Below are 18,723 nucleotides of genomic sequence, written 5' to 3'. Positions count from 1 at the left end.
ATATGTGTATAAGAGACAGCATGTAAGCTCGGTCGCCGCATCCATGCGGCTCACGCCCCCGCAACCGGACCCACCCCGCCTTCGAGAGTTTTCCGCGATCTGTCGAATCTCATTCGATCAATTTCGATATCTGACGGGTTTCGACGATGAATGATGTGGATGTTCGATCCGTCATCGGGAAATTGTCAGGGGTGGGACGGTGTGGGTGGGCAGGACCGTTGGCGCCATGGATGGCGCCATCGAGCCCCCAGGGACGGGTTTACGGCGTGTCCTGCCCACCCACACCGTCCCGCCCAGCTCACAGACAACCCAGAGCCGGCTGTTGCTGTTGACGTTGCCCTGGCTTGAAGCAGGTGCAGGGCTGCAAGCCCTGCCGACCCCCCCACTACGGTAGGGTGGGTCGATGCCGCGCTGCAGCTTGGCGTCGACGCAGATTTGATTACACTTGAAACTTGTTTGCCCACGACTCCGGACACCCACCCATGAAGCTTGGTTCTTTGAAGGAAGGCGGCCGCGACGGCACCCTGATCGTCGTCTCGCGTGACCTGCGCCACGGCGTGCGCGCCACCGGCATTGCCGCCACCCTGCAGCAGGCCCTGGAGGACTGGAGCCACATCGCGCCGCGCCTGAACGCCCTGTACGAATCGCTCAACGCGGGCGACGCCGATGGCGTGTTCGACCTGGACCCGCAGGCGCTGGCCGCGCCGATGCCGCGTGCCTATGAGTTCGTCGATGGCAGCGCCTACCTGCCACATGTCGAGCGCGTGCGCCGCGCCCGTGGCGCCGAGGTGCCGGAGAGCTTCTACACCGACCCGCTGATGTACCAGGCGACCAGCGCCGGTTTCTACGGTCCGCGCGACGCGGTGAAGGTGGTCAGCGAGGACTACGGCATCGACCTGGAAGCAGAGATCGTGGTGATTACCGACGACGTGCCGATGGCCGCCACCCCGGAACAGGCCGCAGGCCATATCCAGCTGGTCGGCCTGGTCAACGATGTCTCGCTGCGCAACCTGATTCCGGGTGAGCTGGCCAAGGGCTTCGGCTTCCTGCAGTCCAAGCCGCGTTCGGCACTGTCGCCGGTGTTTGTCACCCCCGACGAGCTGGGCGCCGCGTGGCAGGACAGCAAGGTGCACCTGCCGCTGCTGACCCACATCAACGGCCAGTGGTTCGGTGCGCCGGAAGCGGGCGTGGACATGCAGTTCAACTTCGCCCAGTTGGTCGCGCATGCGGCCAAGACCCGTCCGCTCAGCGCCGGTACCATCGTTGGCTCGGGCACCATCGCCAACGAAGACACCAGCAAGGGTGCCTCCTGCTTTGCCGAACAGCGGGTGGTCGAAACCCTGCGCGACGGCAAGCCGAGTACGCCGTTCATGTCGTTCGGGGACGTGGTCCGCATCGAGATGCTCGATGCCGCCGGCAACAGCATCTTCGGTGCGATCGAGCAGCGCATCGAACAGGCGACCAGGCCCTGAGCAGGGAGGCGGCGATGGAGATCCCGGTCGACGACGGCATCGTGCTGTACACCTACTGGCGATCCAGCGCCGCCTACCGCGTGCGCATCGGCCTGGAGCTGAAGGGCCTGGCCTGGGAGGCGCGGCCGGTGCACCTGGTGCGCGACGGTGGCGAGCAGCACCTTGACGCCTATCGCGCGCTCAATCCGCAGCAGCTGGTGCCAACTCTGCTGCATGACGGGCATGCACTGACCCAGTCGCTGGCGATCCTTGAATACCTGGAAGAACGCTTCCCGCAGGTACCGCTGCTACCGGCCGATGCCGCCGGCCGTGCGCGGGTGCGTGCGCTGGCCCAGCTGGTGGCCTGCGACATCCACCCGATCAACAACCTGCGGGTGATGCAGTACCTGGAGCGCACCCTGCAGGTGCCGGCCGACGCCCGCACGCAGTGGACCCTGCACTGGATCGCCGAGGGTTTCGCTGCCATGGAGGCAATGCTGGCCAACAGCAGCGCGACGGGCACGTTCTGCCACGGCGACCGCCCCGGGCTGGCCGATATCTGCCTGCTGCCGCAGCTGTACAACGCGCATCGCTTCGGTCTGGACCTGGCGCCGTACCCGACCCTGCGCCGTATCGAAGCTGCCTGCCAGGCACTGGACGCCTTCGACCGCGCACGCCCGGAAAACCAGCCCGACGCCGCCTGAAAGTAGAGGGACGGAGGGGATCAGGTCGCAAGTGCATTCACGACTTAATCCCCTCCGTCCCCTTTTTGCAGCAGTTGCGCGAGATCATCGCGGAACAGTGCATAGGCCCGTTCGCGGCGCGCGCCATCGCCTTGCCGCAGCACCCACGCCGGGTGCACGGTGGCGTAGCCGCGGGTGCATTCCTCCAGCGTGTGCCAGCGTCCACGGTCGCGCGACAGATTGAAATCACGGCCAAATACCGAGGCTGCCGCGGTTGCGCCCAGGCAGACGATGAGCTGCGGCCGCACGCGCGCGATCTCGCCCATCAGCCACGGCCGGCAGGCCTGGATGTGGCGGCTTTCCGGCCGCTTGTGCAGCCGCACCTTGCCACGCCGCTCATGGTGGAAGTGCTTCACCGCGTTGGTCAGGTACAGCGTGGCGCGATCGATTCCCAGCTCTGCCAATGCGCGGTCCAGCAACTGGCCGGCAGGGCCGGCGAACGGCTGGCCGCGCAGATCCTCGGTATCGCCAGGCTGCTCGCCGATCACCATCACCCGCGCATCGGCCGGCCCCTGGCCGAACACCGTCTGCGTGGCGGTCTCCCACAGCGGGCACTGGCGGCAGGCGCTGGCCTGTTGTCGCAGCGTCTGCAGGCTGGCGGTATCTGGGCGCGCTGCCGCAGCGTCCCCACGCATGGGAATCCTGCGCTGGGGTGCCTGCGCGGGACGGTCATGCATTTCCTGCACGCGGTCGGCCGCATCGCGCACCAAGCGTGGCAGCAGCTGGGCCTCCGGCAGGTGGCGCCAGTACTTTGCCGGCATCTCCTGCATCATCATGCGTGTATTGAGTCGCGCCGGATTGAAGATGTTGGCGTAGTAGGTCTGCCACAGTGATTCGCGCGCATCCTCGGCCGGGGCATCCTCGCGCCGTGCGCCGGGGCCGAAGGCAAGCGCCTGCCCGTCCCATGCGACACTGCGCGAAGGCGTGAGGATCGCCCAGCGCATGCCGGTGAAGCGGCGCGCGAAGAAGGGCGCGACCCGGTCGACAATGTGGTGCTGTGGCTCAAACCAGGCGATGAACGCATCAGGCTGGCCGGGCACCTCGCGGAAGCGCACGAATGCCTTCATCTTGTGCGTGTCACGGCGGACGGCCTGGGCGAGCGCCGTTGCGCGCAGGACATCGGCGTCGGCGGGGTTGCTCAGCACCGAACGCTCGCCATGGACGATGCGCCACAGCAGGCGATACAGCAAGGCCAGTCGCTGGGGGTCGCGATGGCACAGGCAGGTGGCCGCCAGTTCCAGGAAATCGCGGGCCACGTTGGGTGCACTGGCATCAGCCAGCATCGGCGCCCGCTGCACGGCCGGCGCATCCAGCAACGACGTTTCGCTCCCTCCCAGCCAGTCCAGCTGAGGCGGGGCCACGCCTCGCAGCAACGCTTCGCGCGCAGCATCGCGCCAGGCCTGCAGCGACCACTGCGGGTCCACCCGCAGCGACCAGCGCTGCGCGTCAGGCGGCGGGCGGTGCATCAAACAGCGATCCCTGACGAGGCGGTGGGGCCAACTGCGCGCGCAGCGCCGCCGGATCGTCCAGCGATTTGCGTGGATGGTGGTCAGCCAGCTGCACAAACGGAAGCAGTTTGCTCATCGGTGCCTTCAGGCGTGCTACATCGGCAACCCGCAGGCGACCGTGGCGGCGTGCCATCAGCACCCGTTTCACGTTGCGCACGCCCAGCCCGGGTACGCGAAGCAGCATTTCCTTCGGCGCACGGTTGAGATCCACAGGAAAGCGCTCGGGGTGACGGATCGCCCAAGCCATTTTCGGGTCGATATCCAGGTCGAGCATGCCGTCCTGGGTGGTATCGGTAATCTCATCCACGCCGTACCCGTAGAAGCGCAGCAACCAGTCGGCCTGGTAGAGGCGATGTTCGCGCTGCAGCGGAGGCGGTTGCAGTGGCAGCTGCCGGCTGGCGTCCGGAATCGGGCTGAACGCGGAGTAGTACACCCGGCGCATGCGGTAGTTGCCGTACAGCGCATCGGCGCTGGCCAGGATCTGTTGGTCGTTGGCCCCGTCCGCGCCGACGATCATCTGCGTGCTCTGCCCGGCGGGTGCGAAACGGGGAGGGCGTGGACTGCGGTTGGCCCTCGGTGCCATCGCAGGGGGGGCTTTGCGCGCCTCCTTGGCTTCCTCGATGCGCCAGCGTAGTTCGCCCATCGCGCCGCGTATCGAATGCACCGTCTTCTCCGGCGCCAAGGCGCTCAGGCCGGCTTCGGTCGGCAGTTCCACGTTGATGGACAGGCGGTCGGCATAGCGCCCGGCACTGGCCAGCAGCTCCGGCGAGGCCTCGGGAATGGTCTTGAGGTGGATGTAGCCGGCGTAGCGGTGTTCTTCGCGCAGCTGCCGGGCCACTTCCACCATCTGTTCCATGGTGTAGTCCGCATTGCGGATGATGCCGCTGGACAGGAACAGGCCCTCGATGTAGTTGCGCTTGTAGAAGTCCAGGGTGAGTGTGACCACCTCGTCCACGCTGAAACGTGCGCGGGGCACGTTGCTGGAGACGCGGTTCACGCAATAGGCGCAGTCGTAGATGCAGAAGTTGGTCAGCAGGATCTTCAGCAACGAAACGCAGCGGCCATCGGGCGTGTAGCTGTGACAGATGCCCATGCCCTCGGTGCTGCCGATACCGCCACTGACGCGCGAATCGCGCTTGCCCGAGCCGCTGGAGGCGCAGGAGGCATCGTACTTGGCGGCATCGGCCAGAATGGCCAGCTTGCGGATGGTTTCCATTGAGGAAACCTACGGATGAGGGGTCTCATTGGATGAGATCGCCCCTGAATTCTTCAGGAAAAGGGGACGGAGGGGATTAAGTCGTAAATGCACTTACGACTTAATCCCCTCCGTCCCCTTTTTCGTGCGGTCAGAACCCGTGAGTGATGCTTGGCTGCCCGGCTGAGAAATCCGCATACGGGTCGTGCTCGCCGCTGCTGCCTTCGGACAGGCGGAACTTCAGGGCCAGGCCATCGCGCGAGTCGGCCGCGCGCAGCGCTTCCTCCTGCTCGATGATGCCGGCCTTGGCCAGACGGAACAGGCACTGGTCGAAACTCTCCATGCCTTCCTCCAGCGAGCCTTCCATCGCCGCCTTGATCTCGTGCACCTGGCCGCGACGCAGCAGGTCACGGATCATCGGCGTATTGATCAGGACCTCGGTGGCTGGCAGCCGGCGGCCTTCCTTGTTCTTCACCAGGCGCTGGCTGACCACCGCGCGCAGGTTCAGCGCCAGGTTCATCAGCACATTCTTGTGCGCGCTTTCCGGGAAGAAGTTGAGGATGCGCTCGATGGTCTGGTCGGCATTGTTGGAGTGCAGGGTGGCCAGGCACAGGTGACCGGTCTCGGCGAAGGCGATCGCCGCCTCCATCGTTTCCGCATCCAGGATCTCGCCTATCAGGATCACGTCCGGCGCTTCACGCATCGCGTTCTTCAGCGCGTTGTGGAAGGCATGGGTGTCCAGCCCGACCTCGCGCTGGTTGACGATCGACATCTTGTGCTTGTGCAGGTACTCGATCGGGTCCTCGATGGTGAGGATGTGGCCGGTGGTGGTGCTGTTGCGGTGGTCGATCATCGACGCCAGCGAGGTGGACTTGCCGGAACCGGTGGACCCCACCACCAGCACCAGCCCACGCGGGGTCATGATGACGTCCTTCAGCACCTGCGGCAGGTTCAGCTCCTCGATGCTCGGGATGCGGCTGCGGATGGCGCGGATGACCATGCCCACTTCGCCGCGCTGCTTGAACACGTTGACGCGGAAGCGCCCGGCATCGGGCAGGGCGATGGCCATGTTGAGCTCCAGCTCGCGCTCGAACTGCGGCACCTGGCCTTCGTCCATCAGCGAGTAGGCGATCTTCTTGACCATGCCCGGCGGCAGGCCGGTGTTGCCCAGCGGATAAAGCTTCCCCTCGATCTTGATGTAGACCGGTGCTCCGGTGGTCAGGAACATGTCCGAAGCGTTCTTTTCGGTCATCAGCTTCAGGAAGTAGCCGATATCCATTGCGAATTTTCCCCAACGAAACGGCCGACGCCCGTTGCCAGCACGGTGTCGGCTTGACGACAATGGCCGTGAACCGACAACCGGTACGGCCTCCCCAATGAAACGACTTAGCTTCGCACGAATGCGCCATGGCCTGTATGTGATGGCGTTTGCATTCGCACTGTCTGCCCCCGCCTGGGCGCAGGACGGCGCACTGGAACTGGCCCAGGCCCGGCAGGCGGTCGACAAGGCCACCCAGGCCGACGCCGACCAGTACGCCCCGGACCTGATCGGGCTGGCCCGGCAGGGGTTGGAACAGGCCCAGCGTGCTGCCGGCGACCGCCGCGAGCGCAAGAACGCCCCGGCGATCGCCCTGCGCGCCGCTGCCGATGCCGACCTGGCCCGCGCCCGCAGCGAGGAAGCCACCGTCACCGCGCAGCTGCAGCTGCGCCGCAACGAGGTCAACCAGCTGCAACGCCAGCTGTCGACCGGGGAGGACCGCCGGTGAAGCCGATGACTGCCGCAACCCTGGCTGCCCTGCTGACGCTGCCGACCCTGGCCCTGGCCGCCGACAACCCGATGGTGGCGCAACTGAGCCAGCGTCTGATGGCCATCCAGGCCAATCCCGACACGGCTGAGCTGGGCGCCTTCGAGCGCATGCAGGCCCAGCAGGCCATCGCCACCTTGGACAAGGCCAAGCGCCGCGACCAGGAGCTGGCCACCTACCTGGCCGAGCGCCGGGTGGAGATTGCCGAGACTGCCGTGCGTGCCGCACTGGCCGCGCGTGAGGTCGATCGCCTCGAGCGCACCCGCAGTGATCTGCTGATCGAGGCCAGCCGCCGCGATGCCGCCCGTGCCCGCCAGGAGGCCGAGCAGCTGCGCATGCAGGCGCAGATGCAGGCCGAGGAGGCTGAGCGCCTGCGCCAGGCCGCCGAGGCCGAGACCCTGGCCCGCCAGGATGCCGAGAATGCCCTGACCAGTGTGGCCGGCAAGCAGCAGCAGCGCCTCAGCGCTGCCCAGCAGAACGCTGCCAAGCTGGCCCGCGAGGAAGCCGAGCTGGTATCCGGGCAGAAGCTGCCGGGCTCGAAGTTCGATGGCCGTGGCGAGGTCTTCACCTTCAATGGTGACGCATTCGCCGCTGGCGCCTCCAGCCTGTCCGGTGGGGCCCGCAACCAGGCCAAGGCGCTGGCCGAGTACCTGAACATCGGCAAGAAGGGCCGCCTGCGCATCGAGGCCTATGACAGCGCCAACGGGGTCGGTCAGAAGCGTGCCGAGGCCCTGCGCGATGCCCTGGTCGCGGCGGGTGTCGCGAGCAACCGGATCCAGCTCAGCGGCAAGAAGGCGGCGTCCACCCGGGCACGCTCGGCCGAGGTCATCATCGCCCCGTAATTGCTTGATATTGTTTGTTTTTCGTTGCGATGAGCATTCAGCCTGAACCCCGCCCCGGCGGGGTTCGGTCTTTTTGCCGCAGGGGTCTTGTACCCCGCCTTGAGCAGGCGTAGGGTCAATCGTCCGGGACGCAATGCCGCGGACCGGACGATGGGAGGGCCGGGCCGATGCAAACAGGGCGCGAACCGCAGCAGATCGACGTGCGCAGGCCAGTGCCGCAGGTCGTTGCAGGCGTCCAGGTGGCCATCGACCGGCGCTCCTCCATGAACAACGCCCCGTGCCTTGCGGCCGGGGCGTTCGTGTATCTGTCGAAGGAGGTCCATCATGTTTGAAGATCAGCCCCAGAGCGAGATCGACGCCCGTCGCGCGCGTGATCCGGAGTTCAGGGCACTCCATGACCAGCACCGCAAGTTGAACAAGAAGTGCATGGACGCGGAGTTGGGTGTACTCCCGATCGATGATGTCACCCTGGGTCGCATGAAGCGCGAGAAGCTGCTGGCCAAGCAACGACTTCTGCGGATGTACGAAACACCGCTCCCAATGACGTCCCCCACGCTTTGACGCACCCCGTCACGCCCGGAACGGCGTGACCCGGCCATCGATGGCCCCGCCGGGCGCTCCTGCCCCGGCATCGCGGCACCGCCGATGAGGCGGCCGCGCCAAGGCACCACAGGCCGTGGTGCCTTGGCCTGCAGGCACAGCTCACCGATGCGGGCGGTACCGGTCTCCTCGTCGATCCGGGGCTGTCCGCATCTCTTTTTACGGTGGACGGGCTGCGGCCCTGCCGACCTGACTTTCATCGCCATCCGTCGGATAATCATCGGTCCGGCCCTGTGCGGCGCGAACCGAAAGTCCTCCGAATGCCCATCCATTCTTCCGTCCTCGAACTCATCGGCCAGACCCCGATCGTCAAGGCCCAGCGCCTGGACACCGGCGTCTGCGAGCTCTACCTGAAGCTGGAGAGCGCCAACCCGGGCGGATCGATCAAGGATCGCATCGGCCTGTCGATGATCGAGGCGGCGGAAAAGCGCGGCGACCTGAAGCCCGGTGCCACCCTGGTCGAGGGCACGGCTGGCAACACCGGCCTGGGCCTGGCGCTGGTGGCCCAGCAGAAGGGCTATAAGCTCATTCTGGTCGTTCCCGACAAGATGAGCCGGGAAAAGATCTTCAATCTGAAGGCGATGGGCGCCGAAGTGCGCCTGACCCGCTCTGACGTGGCCAAGGGCCATCCGGAGTACTACCAGGACCTGGCCAAGACCATCGCCGAGCAGACCCCGGGCGCCTACTTCATCAACCAGTTCGGCAACCCGGACAATCCGGCCGCGCATGAATTCGGTACCGGCCCGGAAATCCTCGAACAGATGGGCGGTGACCTCGACGCGATCGTGTTCGGCTGTGGCAGTTCCGGCACCATGACCGGCCTGTCGCGTGCCTTCGCCAAGCTGTCGCCGAAGACCGAACTGGTGCTGGCCGATCCGGTCGGTTCGATCCTGGCCGAGTACATCAACGACGGCAATCTGAACGACAAATCGGGCAGCTGGCTGGTGGAAGGCATCGGCGAGGACTTCCTGCCTTCGATCTCCGATTTCAGCCGCGTCAAGAAGGCTTATGCCATCAGCGATGCCGAGAGCTTCCACACCGCACGCGAACTGCTGGGCAAGGAAGGCATCCTGGGGGGGTCGTCCACCGGCACCCTGCTGGCCGCCGGCCTGAAGTACTGCAAGGAGCAGACCACGCCGAAGAAGGTGCTGGTGCTGGTGCCGGATACCGGCAACAAGTACCTGTCGAAGATGTACAACGACTACTGGATGTTGGACAACGGTTTCCTGCAGCGCCCGCAGCATGGCGACCTGCGCGACCTGATCCTGCGCCCGTACGGCCAGCGCGACACCGTGGTGATCGGCCCGAACGACCTGCTGACCACCGCCTACCAGCGCATGAAGCTGTACGACGTATCGCAGCTGCCGGTGATGGACGGCGAGCAGCTGGTCGGCATCGTCGACGAAAGCGACGTGTTGCTGCACGTGTATGGCGATGAGGCACGCTTCCGCGACACCGTCGCCACCGCGATGGTCAGCAAGCTGGACCGGCTGGACGTGAAGTCGCCGATCGAGGCGCTGCTGCCGGTGTTCGACCGCGGCCAGGTGGCGATCGTGATGGACGGCGACACTTTCCTGGGCCTGATCACCCGTATCGACCTGCTGAACTATCTGCGTCGTCGCGTGCAGTAAGCCGCTGATCGCAGACGTTAGCTACTGAATCCTGGTTTATCCGCGTCAAAGGTCGTTAAGGCCGCGCTGGTAGACTTCCGCACCTTCGATGGCGCCGTGCGTCGGCGCCCCTCAGGAAAGAACATGTCCAACGCAACTTCCCAGGATCGCGCCCTGGCCCTGGCTACCCTGGCCATCCACGGTGGCCAGTCGCCCGACCCCAGCACCGGCGCGGTGATGCCGCCGATCTACGCCACCTCGACCTACGCCCAGTCCAGCCCGGGCGAGCATCAGGGCTTCGAGTACTCGCGCACCCACAACCCGACCCGCTTCGCCTATGAGCGTTGCGTGGCGTCGCTGGAAGGGGGCACCCGCGGCTTTGCCTTCGCTTCGGGCATGGCGGCCAGCTCGACCGTGATCGAGCTGCTGGACGCCGGCAGCCATGTGGTGGCAATGGACGATATCTACGGCGGCAGCTTCCGTCTGTTCGAGCGCGTGCGTCGCCGCACCGCCGGGCTGGATTTCAGCTTCGTCGACCTGACCGATCTGGCCGCGTTCGAGGCCTCCATCACGCCGAAGACGAAGATGGTGTGGATCGAGACCCCGACCAACCCGATGCTGAAGATCGTCGACATCGCTGCGGTCGCTGCCATCGCCAAGCGCCATGGCCTGATCGTCGTCGTCGACAACACCTTCGCCTCGCCGATGCTGCAGCGCCCGCTGGAGCTGGGCGCTGACCTGGTCCTGCATTCGGCCACCAAGTATCTCAATGGCCACTCGGACATGGTCGGCGGCATGGTCGTGGTCGGCGACAACGCCGAACTGGCCGAGCAGATGGCCTTCCTGCAGAACTCGGTGGGTGGCGTGCAGGGCCCGTTCGACAGCTTCCTGGCCCTGCGTGGCCTGAAGACCCTGCCGCTGCGCATGAAGGCACACTGCGCCAATGCGCTGGCCCTGGCACAGTGGCTGGAGAAGCACCCGGCCGTGGAAAAAGTGATCTACCCGGGCCTGGCCTCGCACCCGCAGCATGAGCTGGCCGGCAAGCAGATGGCCGGTTACGGCGGCATCGTTTCGATCGTGCTCAAGGGCGGTTTCGAGGCGGCCAAGCGCTTCTGCGAGAAGACCGAACTGTTCACTCTGGCCGAGTCGCTGGGCGGCGTGGAAAGCCTGGTCAACCACCCGGCGGTGATGACGCATGCCTCGATCCCGGTCGCGCGGCGGGAGCAGCTGGGCATCAGTGATGCGCTGGTAAGGCTGAGCGTGGGTGTGGAGGAGTTGGGGGATCTGCAGGTGGATCTGGAAAGGGCGCTGGCGGGCGCCGCGGAATGAGCGGCATCCAAGCCGAGTTCGGCAGTTCGCCGGGTGCGCTCGTCCGCAGCTTGGTCTCCAATCGCATGCTGATCTGGCAGTTGACCCAGCGTGAGGTCATCAGCCGGTATCGAGGTTCGGTCTTCGGGCTGGCGTGGTCCTTCTTCAATCCATTGTTGATGCTGGCGGTCTACACCTTCGTTTTCTCGGTGGTGTTCAAGGCGCGCTGGGGCGTGGAAACCAGCAACCATGGTGATTTCGCCGTAATCCTGTTCGTCGGCATCATCGTCCACGGCGTGTTCGCCGAGTGCATCAACCGTGCCCCGGGGCTGATACTCAACAGTGCCAGCTACGTGAAGCGCGTCGTGTTCCCGCTGGAGACCCTGCCGTGGGTCGCGATGGGTGCCACCCTGTTCCATTCGATGGTTTCGGTGGTGGTCCTGCTGATCGCCCAGCTGCTCCTGCGCGGCTCGATCCCGCTGACCGCACTGTGGCTGCCGGTGGTGATCCTCCCGCTGGTGGTCGGCACCATGGGTGTGTCCTGGCTGCTGGCGGCACTGGGTGTCTACCTGCGTGACATCGGCCAGGTCACCGGCATCGTCACCACGGTGATGCTGTTCATGGCACCGGTGCTTTATCCGGTGCAGGCCCTGCCGGAGACGCTGCAGCCGTACATCTATCTCAACCCGCTCACGTTCATCATCGAACAGGCACGTGAGGTCCTGCTGTGGGGTCATGTCCCGGACTTCATCGGGCTGGGCAAGTACGCAGTAGGCGCTGCGCTTGTCGCGTGGTTCGGTTTTGCGACGTTCCAGAAAATGCGCCGGGGGTTTGCGGATGTCCTCTGATCCCTCCAGCGATGTCGCCATCCGGGTCAGCGGCGTCACCAAGTGTTTCCAGATCTATGGCCAGCCGCACCAGCGGCTGAAGCAGGCCGTGCTGCCGCGCCTGCGTCGAGCCGCGGGCCTTGCGCCGCGCCGTTACTACGATGAATTCTGGGCGCTGAAGGGCGTCGATTTCGAAGTGAGACGCGGTGACACGGTCGGCATCATCGGCCGCAACGGGTCGGGCAAGTCCACGCTGCTGCAGATCATCTGCGGCACCCTGCAGGCCACCTCTGGAACGGTCGAGGTCAAGGGGCGCGTGGCGGCCCTGCTGGAGCTCGGCGCGGGGTTCAACCCGGAGTTCAGCGGGCGCGAGAACGTCTACCTGAGCGCCTCGATCCTCGGCCTGACGCGCGAGCAGATCGACGCCCGGTTCGACGACATTATCGCCTTCGCTGACATCGGCAATTTCGTCGACCGGCCGGTGAAGACCTACTCCAGCGGCATGTACGTGCGACTGGCGTTCGCGGTCATCGCGCACGTCGATGCGGACATCCTGGTCATCGACGAAGCGCTGGCCGTGGGCGATGCCATCTTCGTGCAGAAGTGCATGCGCTTCCTGCGCAAGTTCCGCGAAACTGGCACGCTGCTGTTCGTCAGCCATGACACCTCCTCGGTGCTCAATTTCTGCCAGAGCGCGGTGTGGCTCAACCGTGGCGACATGGTCATGCACGGTACTGCCGAAGACACCTGCAACGCCTACATCGAGTACTGTTCGCAGGAGGTGTACGGCGACACGGTGAAGCTGACCTCGCGCCAGGCATCGCGTGATGCGGCGTCGGCCAAGCCGCGGCCCAAGGCCCAGGTGGAGCAAGACACGCGCCTGGAAATGTTCGACAACGTGGCCAATTCGGCTGGCTGGCATTCCGGTGTCGCCAGCATCGATTCGGTGCTGCTCAGCGATCCGCAGGGCGAAACCCTCACCTCGTTCGCTGGTGGCGAGGATGTGCTTCTGCGTGTGCGCGCCACTGCACACCAGGCGCTGTCCAGTCCGTTGATCGGTTTCTTCGTGAAGGACCGGCTGGGTCAATCGCTGTTCGGTGAGCACACCTTCACCTACATCCAGCCGCCGATGCAGGTCGAGGCCGGTACGACGCTTGAGGCCAGTTTCCGCTTCACGTTGCCGATGCTGCCCAACGGCGATTACTCGATGACCGTTTCCATTGCCGACGGTGATCCGTTTGCCAATACCCAGCACGCGTGGCTGCATGACGCTGTGCTGATCAGGGTCGCTTCGCCCAAGCTGCGTTATGGCCTGGTGGGCATTCCCTTCGATGAGGTCACCATGAAGCGGGTAGGGAGGGCGGAATGAACCATGGCTTTATTCCGCCGCTGACCACCGACGACACGCGCGTCAGCATCGGCCGCTTCACCTACGGCGGTGCTACGTTCAAGCTGTGGAGCGCAGGCGAGCGCATCGAAGTGGGTGCGTTCTGTTCCTTCGCAGAAGACGTGCTGATCTTCGGTGGCGGCGAGCACCGCATGGACTGGGTCACCACCCATCCGTTGCGCATCGCGTTCAATTCGCCGGGCGCGGGCCAAGACGGGCATCCGCATAGCAAGGGCGTGACCCGAATCGGCAACGATGTGTGGATTGGCCATGGCGCACTGGTTCTCTCCGGAGTGACGGTGGGCCACGGCGCCTGCATCGGGGCCGGTGCTGTGGTCAGCAGGGACATCCCGCCCTACGCCATCGTCGCGGGCAACCCCGGCCGTGTTGTGCGCATGCGCTTCAGTGAGGCGCAGATCGAGCAGTTGCTGCAGATAGCTTGGTGGAACTGGCCGGTGGAGCGGATCAAGCAGTTCGAATCGCTGCTGTGCAGCCCCAGCATCGACGCATTCATTACGGCCGCGCTGGCCGACCCGGACGCTGCGGCGTCGTTCACGTGATAGAGACTGAGATGATCGATTTCCCGTTGTCGTCGAACATGCTGATGATGCCCCGCAAGCTCCCGCACAGCGCGTGGCTCGGGCACATTCCCTTCGCCAGCTGGCTGGTGGAAGTGGTGCGGCCAAAGAGCATCGTGGAGCTGGGTACGCACAACGGCGCCTCGTTCCTTGCCTTCTGTCAAGCGGTGGAAACCCAGCAGGTCAGTACGCGGGTGTTCGCGGTGGATACCTGGGAAGGCGACGAGCATGCCGGTTTCTACGGCAATGAAATCTATGCCGAGCTCCGCGATTACCAGCAGCGCCACTACGCGGGCATTTCCGAGATGATGCGGATGCGCTTCGACCAGGCGCTGGAGTACTTCGCGGATGGATCGGTCGACGTCCTGCATGTGGACGGTCTGCATACCTACGAAGCCGTCCGCGAAGACTTCGAGACGTGGCGCAGCAAGCTGTCGCCGCGCGCAGTGGTGTTGTTCCACGACAGTTGCGTGCGCGAGCGCGGATTTGGCGTGTGGCAGTACTGGAGCGAGATCTCCTCGCAGTTCCCGTCGTTTGAATTCACCCACACCCATGGGCTGGGCGTGCTGCTGGTGGGCGAGGAGCAGCCGCAGGCACTGCTGCAACTCGCCCAGGCTGCTCGTGATGGCCAGTTCGCTACCATTAACCAGTTCTTCGATGCCTTGGGTCGCAACATCAAGAACGTGGAAGAGATCGAACGGGTGAACCAGGGCCTGACCGCCGCCCATGGCGAGATCGGGCGGCTCAACGCCGAGGAAGCACGCCTGCGCGCGCTGCTGGAAAAGAGCAGCGACGCCACCGAGGAGCATTACGCGATAGTGGAGTCGCAGTTGCCGAGCCTGGCCCAGGGCCTGTCACTGCTGGAGCGTCGCGTCATCGAAGGGATGAGCGAGACGCGCCAGGCGCTGGACCATTCCCGTGAAGCCTCGGTCGCCAATGTGGTGGCGTCGGTGATCCCGCGCCTGGACGAGCAGGACCGGAAACTCAATCTCCTCGTGCGCCCGTGGTGGCGCCGTGCCCTTGGCCGCTGAACAAACAGGATCCCGCAAGGCATCTACATGTCCATCGACAAGACCCTACTCAAGCGTGGCCTCAAGCGGGTGGCGGCAAAGGTGCTGTCCATCAACTGGTTCGCACCGGTTCCCGATCGCCTGAAGCTGCTGGTTGCCCGTCGGGCGGGGTGCTGTGACTGGCACTGGTATGCGCGTTTCATCCTGCGTTCGCCCGGGGCGGCCGCCGAAGGCCCCGGCCACTTCCTGTCCTTTGGCGATGCCGAAGGGAAGTCACCGAGCCCGCTGTTCGACCCGGCCTGGTACTGCGCACGTTTCGGCCTCAGGGCGTCCCCGCTTGATGCCCTGATGCAGTACATCTGCATCGGCGACCGCCTCGGCCTGGCACCCAGCCCGTGGTTCGATCCGCGCTACTGCCGGCGCACCGCACCGTCGTCCAGCGGCCTGCGGCCGGTGCTCGGCCAGTACCTGGTGGATTACCACAACTCGGGAACGCCACACCCGTTGTTCGACCAGGACTGGTACCTCAACCAGTACCCGGACGTGCGCGACAGCGGCGCCAATCCGTTGGTGCATTTCCTCTACGACGGCATTCCCGAAGGGCGCCTGCCCAATCCGTACTTCGCGCCGGCGTGGTATCTGGAAACCTATCCGGATGTGGGAGGCAACGACCCGTTCGCACATTTCTTCGCGCATGGCGCGGCGGAAGGACGCAGCCCGGGACCCGAATTCAACGCGCGACAGTATATGGACCAGAATCCGGATGTTGCGCTGACTGGCATGAACGCGCTGGCGCACTACCTGGCGGTGGGGCGCCGCGGTGGTCGCGAGCTGGGCAAGCGCCCCTTCTCGCTGTCCGATCTTGCCGCGCCCGTGGCGCCTGCCGACGCGCCGCTCCAGGACGGCGTGGTTGACATCGTCCTGCCGGTCTACCGCGGCCTGGAAGAGACGCGCAACTGCATCGATTCGGTGCTGCGCTCACACAACCGCAGCCGTACCCGGCTGCACATCTACAACGACTGCTCGCCCGAGCCGGAAGTGACCGCCTACCTGCGTGAGCTGGCCAGCCGCGAGCCGTCGGTACGCCTGGCCGAGAACCCGCAGAACCTGGGCTTCGTGCTGACCGTCAATGCCGGCATGGCGCACGCCCTGCAGCAGGCCGACAGCATCGGTGCTCTCCTGCTCAACAGTGACACGATCGTGACCGGTGACTGGGTCGACCGCATGGTTGCCCACCTAGGGGCCAATGTCGGCTCGGTCACGGCGCTTTCCAACAACGCTACGATCTGCAGCTATCCCCAGCTGGGCGCCAACGCGCTGCCGAAGGCGATGGATGCGTCGGCGCTGGACCACCTGACCCGCCGCATCAATGCCGGTGTGGCCGTGGATGTTCCCACCGGCGTCGGCTTCTGCATGCTGATCTCCCGCGCCGCGCTGGAAAAGGCCGGCCTGTTCGATGCCGAGGCTTTCGGCAAGGGCTACGGCGAGGAGAACGACTTCTGCATGCGCTCGGGTCGTCTCGGTTTCCGCCATCGCTTGGCCATGGACGTGTTCGTCGAACACGTGGGTGAAGTGAGCTTCGCCGACGACAGCAAGCCCGGCAAGATCATCGCGCAGAAGATCATCGACGAGCGCTACCCCGATTACGGTTCGCAGGTTGCCCGGTTCTGTTCGATGGATCCGGGCTTCTCGGCGCGCGTGCGGCTGACCCTGGAGGTCTGGAAGGCGAGGGCGCGTCCGGTCTCGGTGCTGTTGACCCACACCTGGGGCGGAGGCACCGAGCGTGCCGTGCAGGCCATGCGTGCCTCGCTGGCCGAAACCGGCGAAGTGGTGATCGTACGGCCGATGGAGGACAACAACGGGTCGGGGCTGGTCAACGTCAGCCATGCATCGGACTTCGATGGCTTCGAGTTCCTGTTCCGCTACCGCACGCCCGACGAGCTGGCCGGGATGCTGCAGGCACTGGGCACCGGGACGCTGCAGATCCACCATCTGGTCGGGTTTGGCCCGTCGGTGCGTCGCGCGGTGGCGCTGACCGGGCTGCCCTACAGCTTCCACGTGCATGACAACTATGCGATCTGTCCGCAGATCACCCTGACCGATGCTACCGGCAACTACTGCGGCGAGCCTGGTGAAAACGGCTGTGACAGTTGCATCGCCGAGCGCCCGTCCAACGGCGCGGCGGACATCCGCAACTGGCGCGCCAACAACCAGTGGCCGCTGCTGGGTGCGCAGGCCGTGTTCGCACCGAGCCGGGATGCGGCGCAGCGCATGCAGCGCTACACCGGCATTCCCGTGCAGGCCGTGTACCACGAGTCGAGCATCGACACGAATCCGGGCCGGCTTGGGCGAGGCGCGCGGCCGTACCGGGTGCTGCTGCTGGGTGTGATGGCCGCGCACAAGGGGCTGAATCACCTGCTGGCCATTGCCGAGGAAGCGCGACGTGTGCGTGCACCGCTCGCGTTCCACGTGATCGGCTATCCACAGACGGACATGCCCAGGAACCCGGGATTCAGCTGGAGCGGTCCCTATGCGGAGCAGGACCTGGACGAGCTGATCGAGGCGCACGACCCCGATGCGTTCCTGTTCCTTTCCCAGGCCCCGGAAACCTATTCCTACACCCTGTCGCACGCCCTGCGCGATGGCCGGCCGATTGCCGCCAACCGCCTCGGTGCGTTCACCGAGCGGCTGGAAGGCGTCCCCAATGCACTGATGCTGGCCCATGACGCGACTGCGGCCGATGCGGTACATGCGCTGGTGACGTGGCTGGAAGGTCTGTACGAAAAGGAAACCGCATGAAACAGCGATTCGGCACGGAGCGGCGTCCTGCGCTGCGCTCGCAGTACGCCCTGCGGATTGCAGTGATCCCCGAGCGCTACGGCACGGTGATGTCGCCGTGCGCGAGCATCCGCCTGCACGCGTTCACCGAGCGCTTCGCTGCCGATGTCCGCTACCTGATGCCGGAAGAGATCGCTGCATTCAAACCGCACGCCATCCTGTGGAACCGGGGAGCGATCGAGGACGCCGACCGGATCGAGCTGATGGCCGTACTGGCCAGAAGGATCGGCGCGCGGCTGATCTATGACATCGACGACAACCTGTTGGCGATGGATGAGCACCCCGAGCGCGATGCATACGCAAAGCTGATCAGCGCCGTGCGTGCGTCGATCGACGTGGCTGATGAAGTCTGGTGCTCGACGGAGATACTGGTATCTGAAATCCGGTCTGCCGGCGGTAACGCCGTTTTCATGCCAAACGCCCTGGATCCGGACCTATGGGGTGCCCCGCGCACGACAGTGCAACCAATGCCGAAGTTGAAACTGGTGTACATGGGTACAAGGACCCACGACGAGGACTACGCATTCCTGCAGAGGGTGCTGGGTCGTCTGCAGGCATCGCGCCCTGGCAGCTTTTCGTTGACCCTGATCGGGGTGAATGCGGCGTCGGTAGCACTGCCTGACTGGGTCGATGTGCAGTCGCCGCCAGCTCATGTAGGAGCATCCTATCCCGCGTTCGTGCGCTGGTTCGTCGGCCAAGGCCCATTTGACCTCGGCCTGGCACCGTTGATGGCCACCACGTTCAACCGGGCAAAGAGCGGCATCAAGGTGCTTGATTACGCGGCGATCGGCGTGCCTACGCTTGCGTCGGACGTCCCTGCTTACAGTGCCGGGGCAGCCGATGAGTGCTTGCTGGTCGACAACGACGAAGCGGCATGGCTGGATGTCCTGCAGCAGGTGGTCGACAGCAGGGCCATCCTGGAGCCGATCCGGCAACGTATCCAGCATTGCGTTGGTGAACGGCGTTTTGTCGAGGCGGTTGAACGGCGTTGGTTGCGCATCACTGCCTGACGTGACGCCAG

16 protein-coding genes are annotated in these 18,723 nt (G+C 65.2%); 13 read left to right on the top strand and 3 right to left on the bottom strand.

The genetic code is table 11. The annotated features are described in order from the left end of the window. Nucleotides 1-482: 482 nt before the first annotated feature. Nucleotides 483-1,472 (top strand): fumarylacetoacetate hydrolase family protein, encoded by a 990-nt coding sequence (locus tag AC5O77_RS06435; protein ID WP_032127967.1) that lies wholly within the window; start codon nucleotides 483-485, stop codon nucleotides 1,470-1,472. Between the two features lie 14 nt (nucleotides 1,473-1,486). Beyond that, a complete protein-coding gene (gene maiA / locus AC5O77_RS06430) occupies nucleotides 1,487-2,155 on the top strand; it encodes a maleylacetoacetate isomerase (RefSeq protein WP_478058113.1) in 669 nt (222 codons plus the stop codon). A 44-nt stretch (nucleotides 2,156-2,199) separates the two neighbouring features. Here maiA and AC5O77_RS06425 read toward each other — a convergent pair whose 3' ends face one another. The 3 genes from AC5O77_RS06425 to AC5O77_RS06415 all read right to left on the bottom strand — a co-directional run bounded on the left by AC5O77_RS06425 (nucleotide 2,200) and on the right by AC5O77_RS06415 (nucleotide 6,176). After that, nucleotides 2,200-3,660 carry a UdgX family uracil-DNA binding protein gene (locus AC5O77_RS06425; protein ID WP_478058114.1) on the bottom strand — a complete coding sequence of 487 codons (1,461 nt, stop codon included), beginning with the start codon at nucleotides 3,658-3,660 and terminating at the stop codon, nucleotides 2,200-2,202. After that, on the bottom strand, nucleotides 3,641-4,918 hold the full coding sequence (locus tag AC5O77_RS06420; protein WP_478058115.1) for a putative DNA modification/repair radical SAM protein: 1,278 nt from the start codon (nucleotides 4,916-4,918) through the stop codon (nucleotides 3,641-3,643). The genes AC5O77_RS06425 and AC5O77_RS06420 overlap by 20 nt, the downstream gene beginning before the upstream one ends. Nucleotides 4,919-5,048: 130 nt before the next feature. After that, nucleotides 5,049-6,176: a PilT/PilU family type 4a pilus ATPase gene (locus AC5O77_RS06415; protein ID WP_478058116.1), complete on the bottom strand. Its 1,128-nt coding sequence runs from the start codon at nucleotides 6,174-6,176 to the stop codon at nucleotides 5,049-5,051. Nucleotides 6,177-6,297: 121 nt separating this feature from the next. On the opposite strand from AC5O77_RS06415, the gene AC5O77_RS06410 reads away from it, so the two are divergent. From AC5O77_RS06410 to AC5O77_RS06360, 11 genes are all read left to right on the top strand, one after another. Beyond that, nucleotides 6,298-6,663, top strand: coding sequence for a DUF4398 domain-containing protein (locus AC5O77_RS06410; RefSeq protein ID WP_049398394.1), 366 nt, complete (start codon nucleotides 6,298-6,300; stop codon nucleotides 6,661-6,663). Next, entirely contained in the window at nucleotides 6,660-7,544 is an 885-nt protein-coding gene (locus AC5O77_RS06405; protein WP_107432729.1) for an OmpA family protein, read from the top strand. Before AC5O77_RS06410 ends, AC5O77_RS06405 begins: the two co-directional genes overlap by 4 nt. A 324-nt stretch (nucleotides 7,545-7,868) precedes the next feature. Further along, entirely contained in the window at nucleotides 7,869-8,105 is a 237-nt protein-coding gene (locus AC5O77_RS06400) for an HP1242/YdcH family protein (RefSeq protein ID WP_004154075.1), read from the top strand. 299 nt (nucleotides 8,106-8,404) lie between these two features. Then, on the top strand, nucleotides 8,405-9,775 hold the full coding sequence (locus AC5O77_RS06395; RefSeq protein ID WP_032127973.1) for a pyridoxal-phosphate dependent enzyme: 1,371 nt from the start codon (nucleotides 8,405-8,407) through the stop codon (nucleotides 9,773-9,775). Nucleotides 9,776-9,898: 123 nt separating this feature from the next. Beyond that, on the top strand, nucleotides 9,899-11,083 hold the full coding sequence (locus tag AC5O77_RS06390; RefSeq protein WP_478058117.1) for a cystathionine gamma-synthase: 1,185 nt from the start codon (nucleotides 9,899-9,901) through the stop codon (nucleotides 11,081-11,083). Further along, nucleotides 11,080-11,910: an ABC transporter permease gene (locus AC5O77_RS06385; RefSeq protein ID WP_153856231.1), complete on the top strand. Its 831-nt coding sequence runs from the start codon at nucleotides 11,080-11,082 to the stop codon at nucleotides 11,908-11,910. The genes AC5O77_RS06390 and AC5O77_RS06385 overlap by 4 nt, the downstream gene beginning before the upstream one ends. Then, nucleotides 11,900-13,258 carry an ABC transporter ATP-binding protein gene (locus AC5O77_RS06380; RefSeq protein ID WP_329811400.1) on the top strand — a complete coding sequence of 453 codons (1,359 nt, stop codon included), beginning with the start codon at nucleotides 11,900-11,902 and terminating at the stop codon, nucleotides 13,256-13,258. The genes AC5O77_RS06385 and AC5O77_RS06380 overlap by 11 nt, the downstream gene beginning before the upstream one ends. Continuing rightward, on the top strand, nucleotides 13,255-13,836 hold the full coding sequence (locus AC5O77_RS06375; RefSeq protein WP_329811401.1) for a CatB-related O-acetyltransferase: 582 nt from the start codon (nucleotides 13,255-13,257) through the stop codon (nucleotides 13,834-13,836). The genes AC5O77_RS06380 and AC5O77_RS06375 overlap by 4 nt, the downstream gene beginning before the upstream one ends. Before the next feature lie 11 nt (nucleotides 13,837-13,847). Beyond that, nucleotides 13,848-14,885 (top strand): class I SAM-dependent methyltransferase, encoded by a 1,038-nt coding sequence (locus AC5O77_RS06370; protein WP_478058118.1) that lies wholly within the window; start codon nucleotides 13,848-13,850, stop codon nucleotides 14,883-14,885. A 27-nt stretch (nucleotides 14,886-14,912) separates the two neighbouring features. Then, nucleotides 14,913-17,663 (top strand): glycosyltransferase, encoded by a 2,751-nt coding sequence (locus tag AC5O77_RS06365; protein ID WP_329811403.1) that lies wholly within the window; start codon nucleotides 14,913-14,915, stop codon nucleotides 17,661-17,663. After that, nucleotides 17,660-18,712 (top strand): glycosyltransferase family protein, encoded by a 1,053-nt coding sequence (locus tag AC5O77_RS06360; RefSeq protein ID WP_478058119.1) that lies wholly within the window; start codon nucleotides 17,660-17,662, stop codon nucleotides 18,710-18,712. Before AC5O77_RS06365 ends, AC5O77_RS06360 begins: the two co-directional genes overlap by 4 nt. Nucleotides 18,713-18,723 lie beyond the last annotated feature (11 nt).

It is taken from the genome of Stenotrophomonas sp. INTA L402-1 (assembly GCF_059295135.1).
This window is presented reverse-complemented; position numbering and strand designations above follow the sequence as displayed.

Bases quoted from the DNA above. Each gene is read 5' to 3' on its own strand.
- AC5O77_RS06380 (WP_329811400.1), top strand. From the start codon at position 11,900: ATGTCCTCTGATCCCTCCAGCGATGTCGCCATCCGGGTCAGCGGCGTC.
- AC5O77_RS06410 (WP_049398394.1), top strand. From the start codon at position 6,298: ATGCGCCATGGCCTGTATGTGATGGCGTTTGCATTCGCACTGTCTGCC.
- AC5O77_RS06360 (WP_478058119.1), top strand. From the start codon at position 17,660: ATGAAACAGCGATTCGGCACGGAGCGGCGTCCTGCGCTGCGCTCGCAG.
- AC5O77_RS06365 (WP_329811403.1), top strand. From the start codon at position 14,913: ATGTCCATCGACAAGACCCTACTCAAGCGTGGCCTCAAGCGGGTGGCG.
- AC5O77_RS06375 (WP_329811401.1), top strand. From the start codon at position 13,255: ATGAACCATGGCTTTATTCCGCCGCTGACCACCGACGACACGCGCGTC.
- AC5O77_RS06390 (WP_478058117.1), top strand. From the start codon at position 9,899: ATGTCCAACGCAACTTCCCAGGATCGCGCCCTGGCCCTGGCTACCCTG.
- AC5O77_RS06400 (WP_004154075.1), top strand. From the start codon at position 7,869: ATGTTTGAAGATCAGCCCCAGAGCGAGATCGACGCCCGTCGCGCGCGT.
- AC5O77_RS06385 (WP_153856231.1), top strand. From the start codon at position 11,080: ATGAGCGGCATCCAAGCCGAGTTCGGCAGTTCGCCGGGTGCGCTCGTC.
- AC5O77_RS06435 (WP_032127967.1), top strand. From the start codon at position 483: ATGAAGCTTGGTTCTTTGAAGGAAGGCGGCCGCGACGGCACCCTGATC.
- maiA (WP_478058113.1), top strand. From the start codon at position 1,487: ATGGAGATCCCGGTCGACGACGGCATCGTGCTGTACACCTACTGGCGA.
- AC5O77_RS06425 (WP_478058114.1), bottom strand. From the start codon at position 3,660: ATGCACCGCCCGCCGCCTGACGCGCAGCGCTGGTCGCTGCGGGTGGAC.
- AC5O77_RS06395 (WP_032127973.1), top strand. From the start codon at position 8,405: ATGCCCATCCATTCTTCCGTCCTCGAACTCATCGGCCAGACCCCGATC.
- AC5O77_RS06415 (WP_478058116.1), bottom strand. From the start codon at position 6,176: ATGGATATCGGCTACTTCCTGAAGCTGATGACCGAAAAGAACGCTTCG.
- AC5O77_RS06370 (WP_478058118.1), top strand. From the start codon at position 13,848: ATGATCGATTTCCCGTTGTCGTCGAACATGCTGATGATGCCCCGCAAG.
- AC5O77_RS06420 (WP_478058115.1), bottom strand. From the start codon at position 4,918: ATGGAAACCATCCGCAAGCTGGCCATTCTGGCCGATGCCGCCAAGTAC.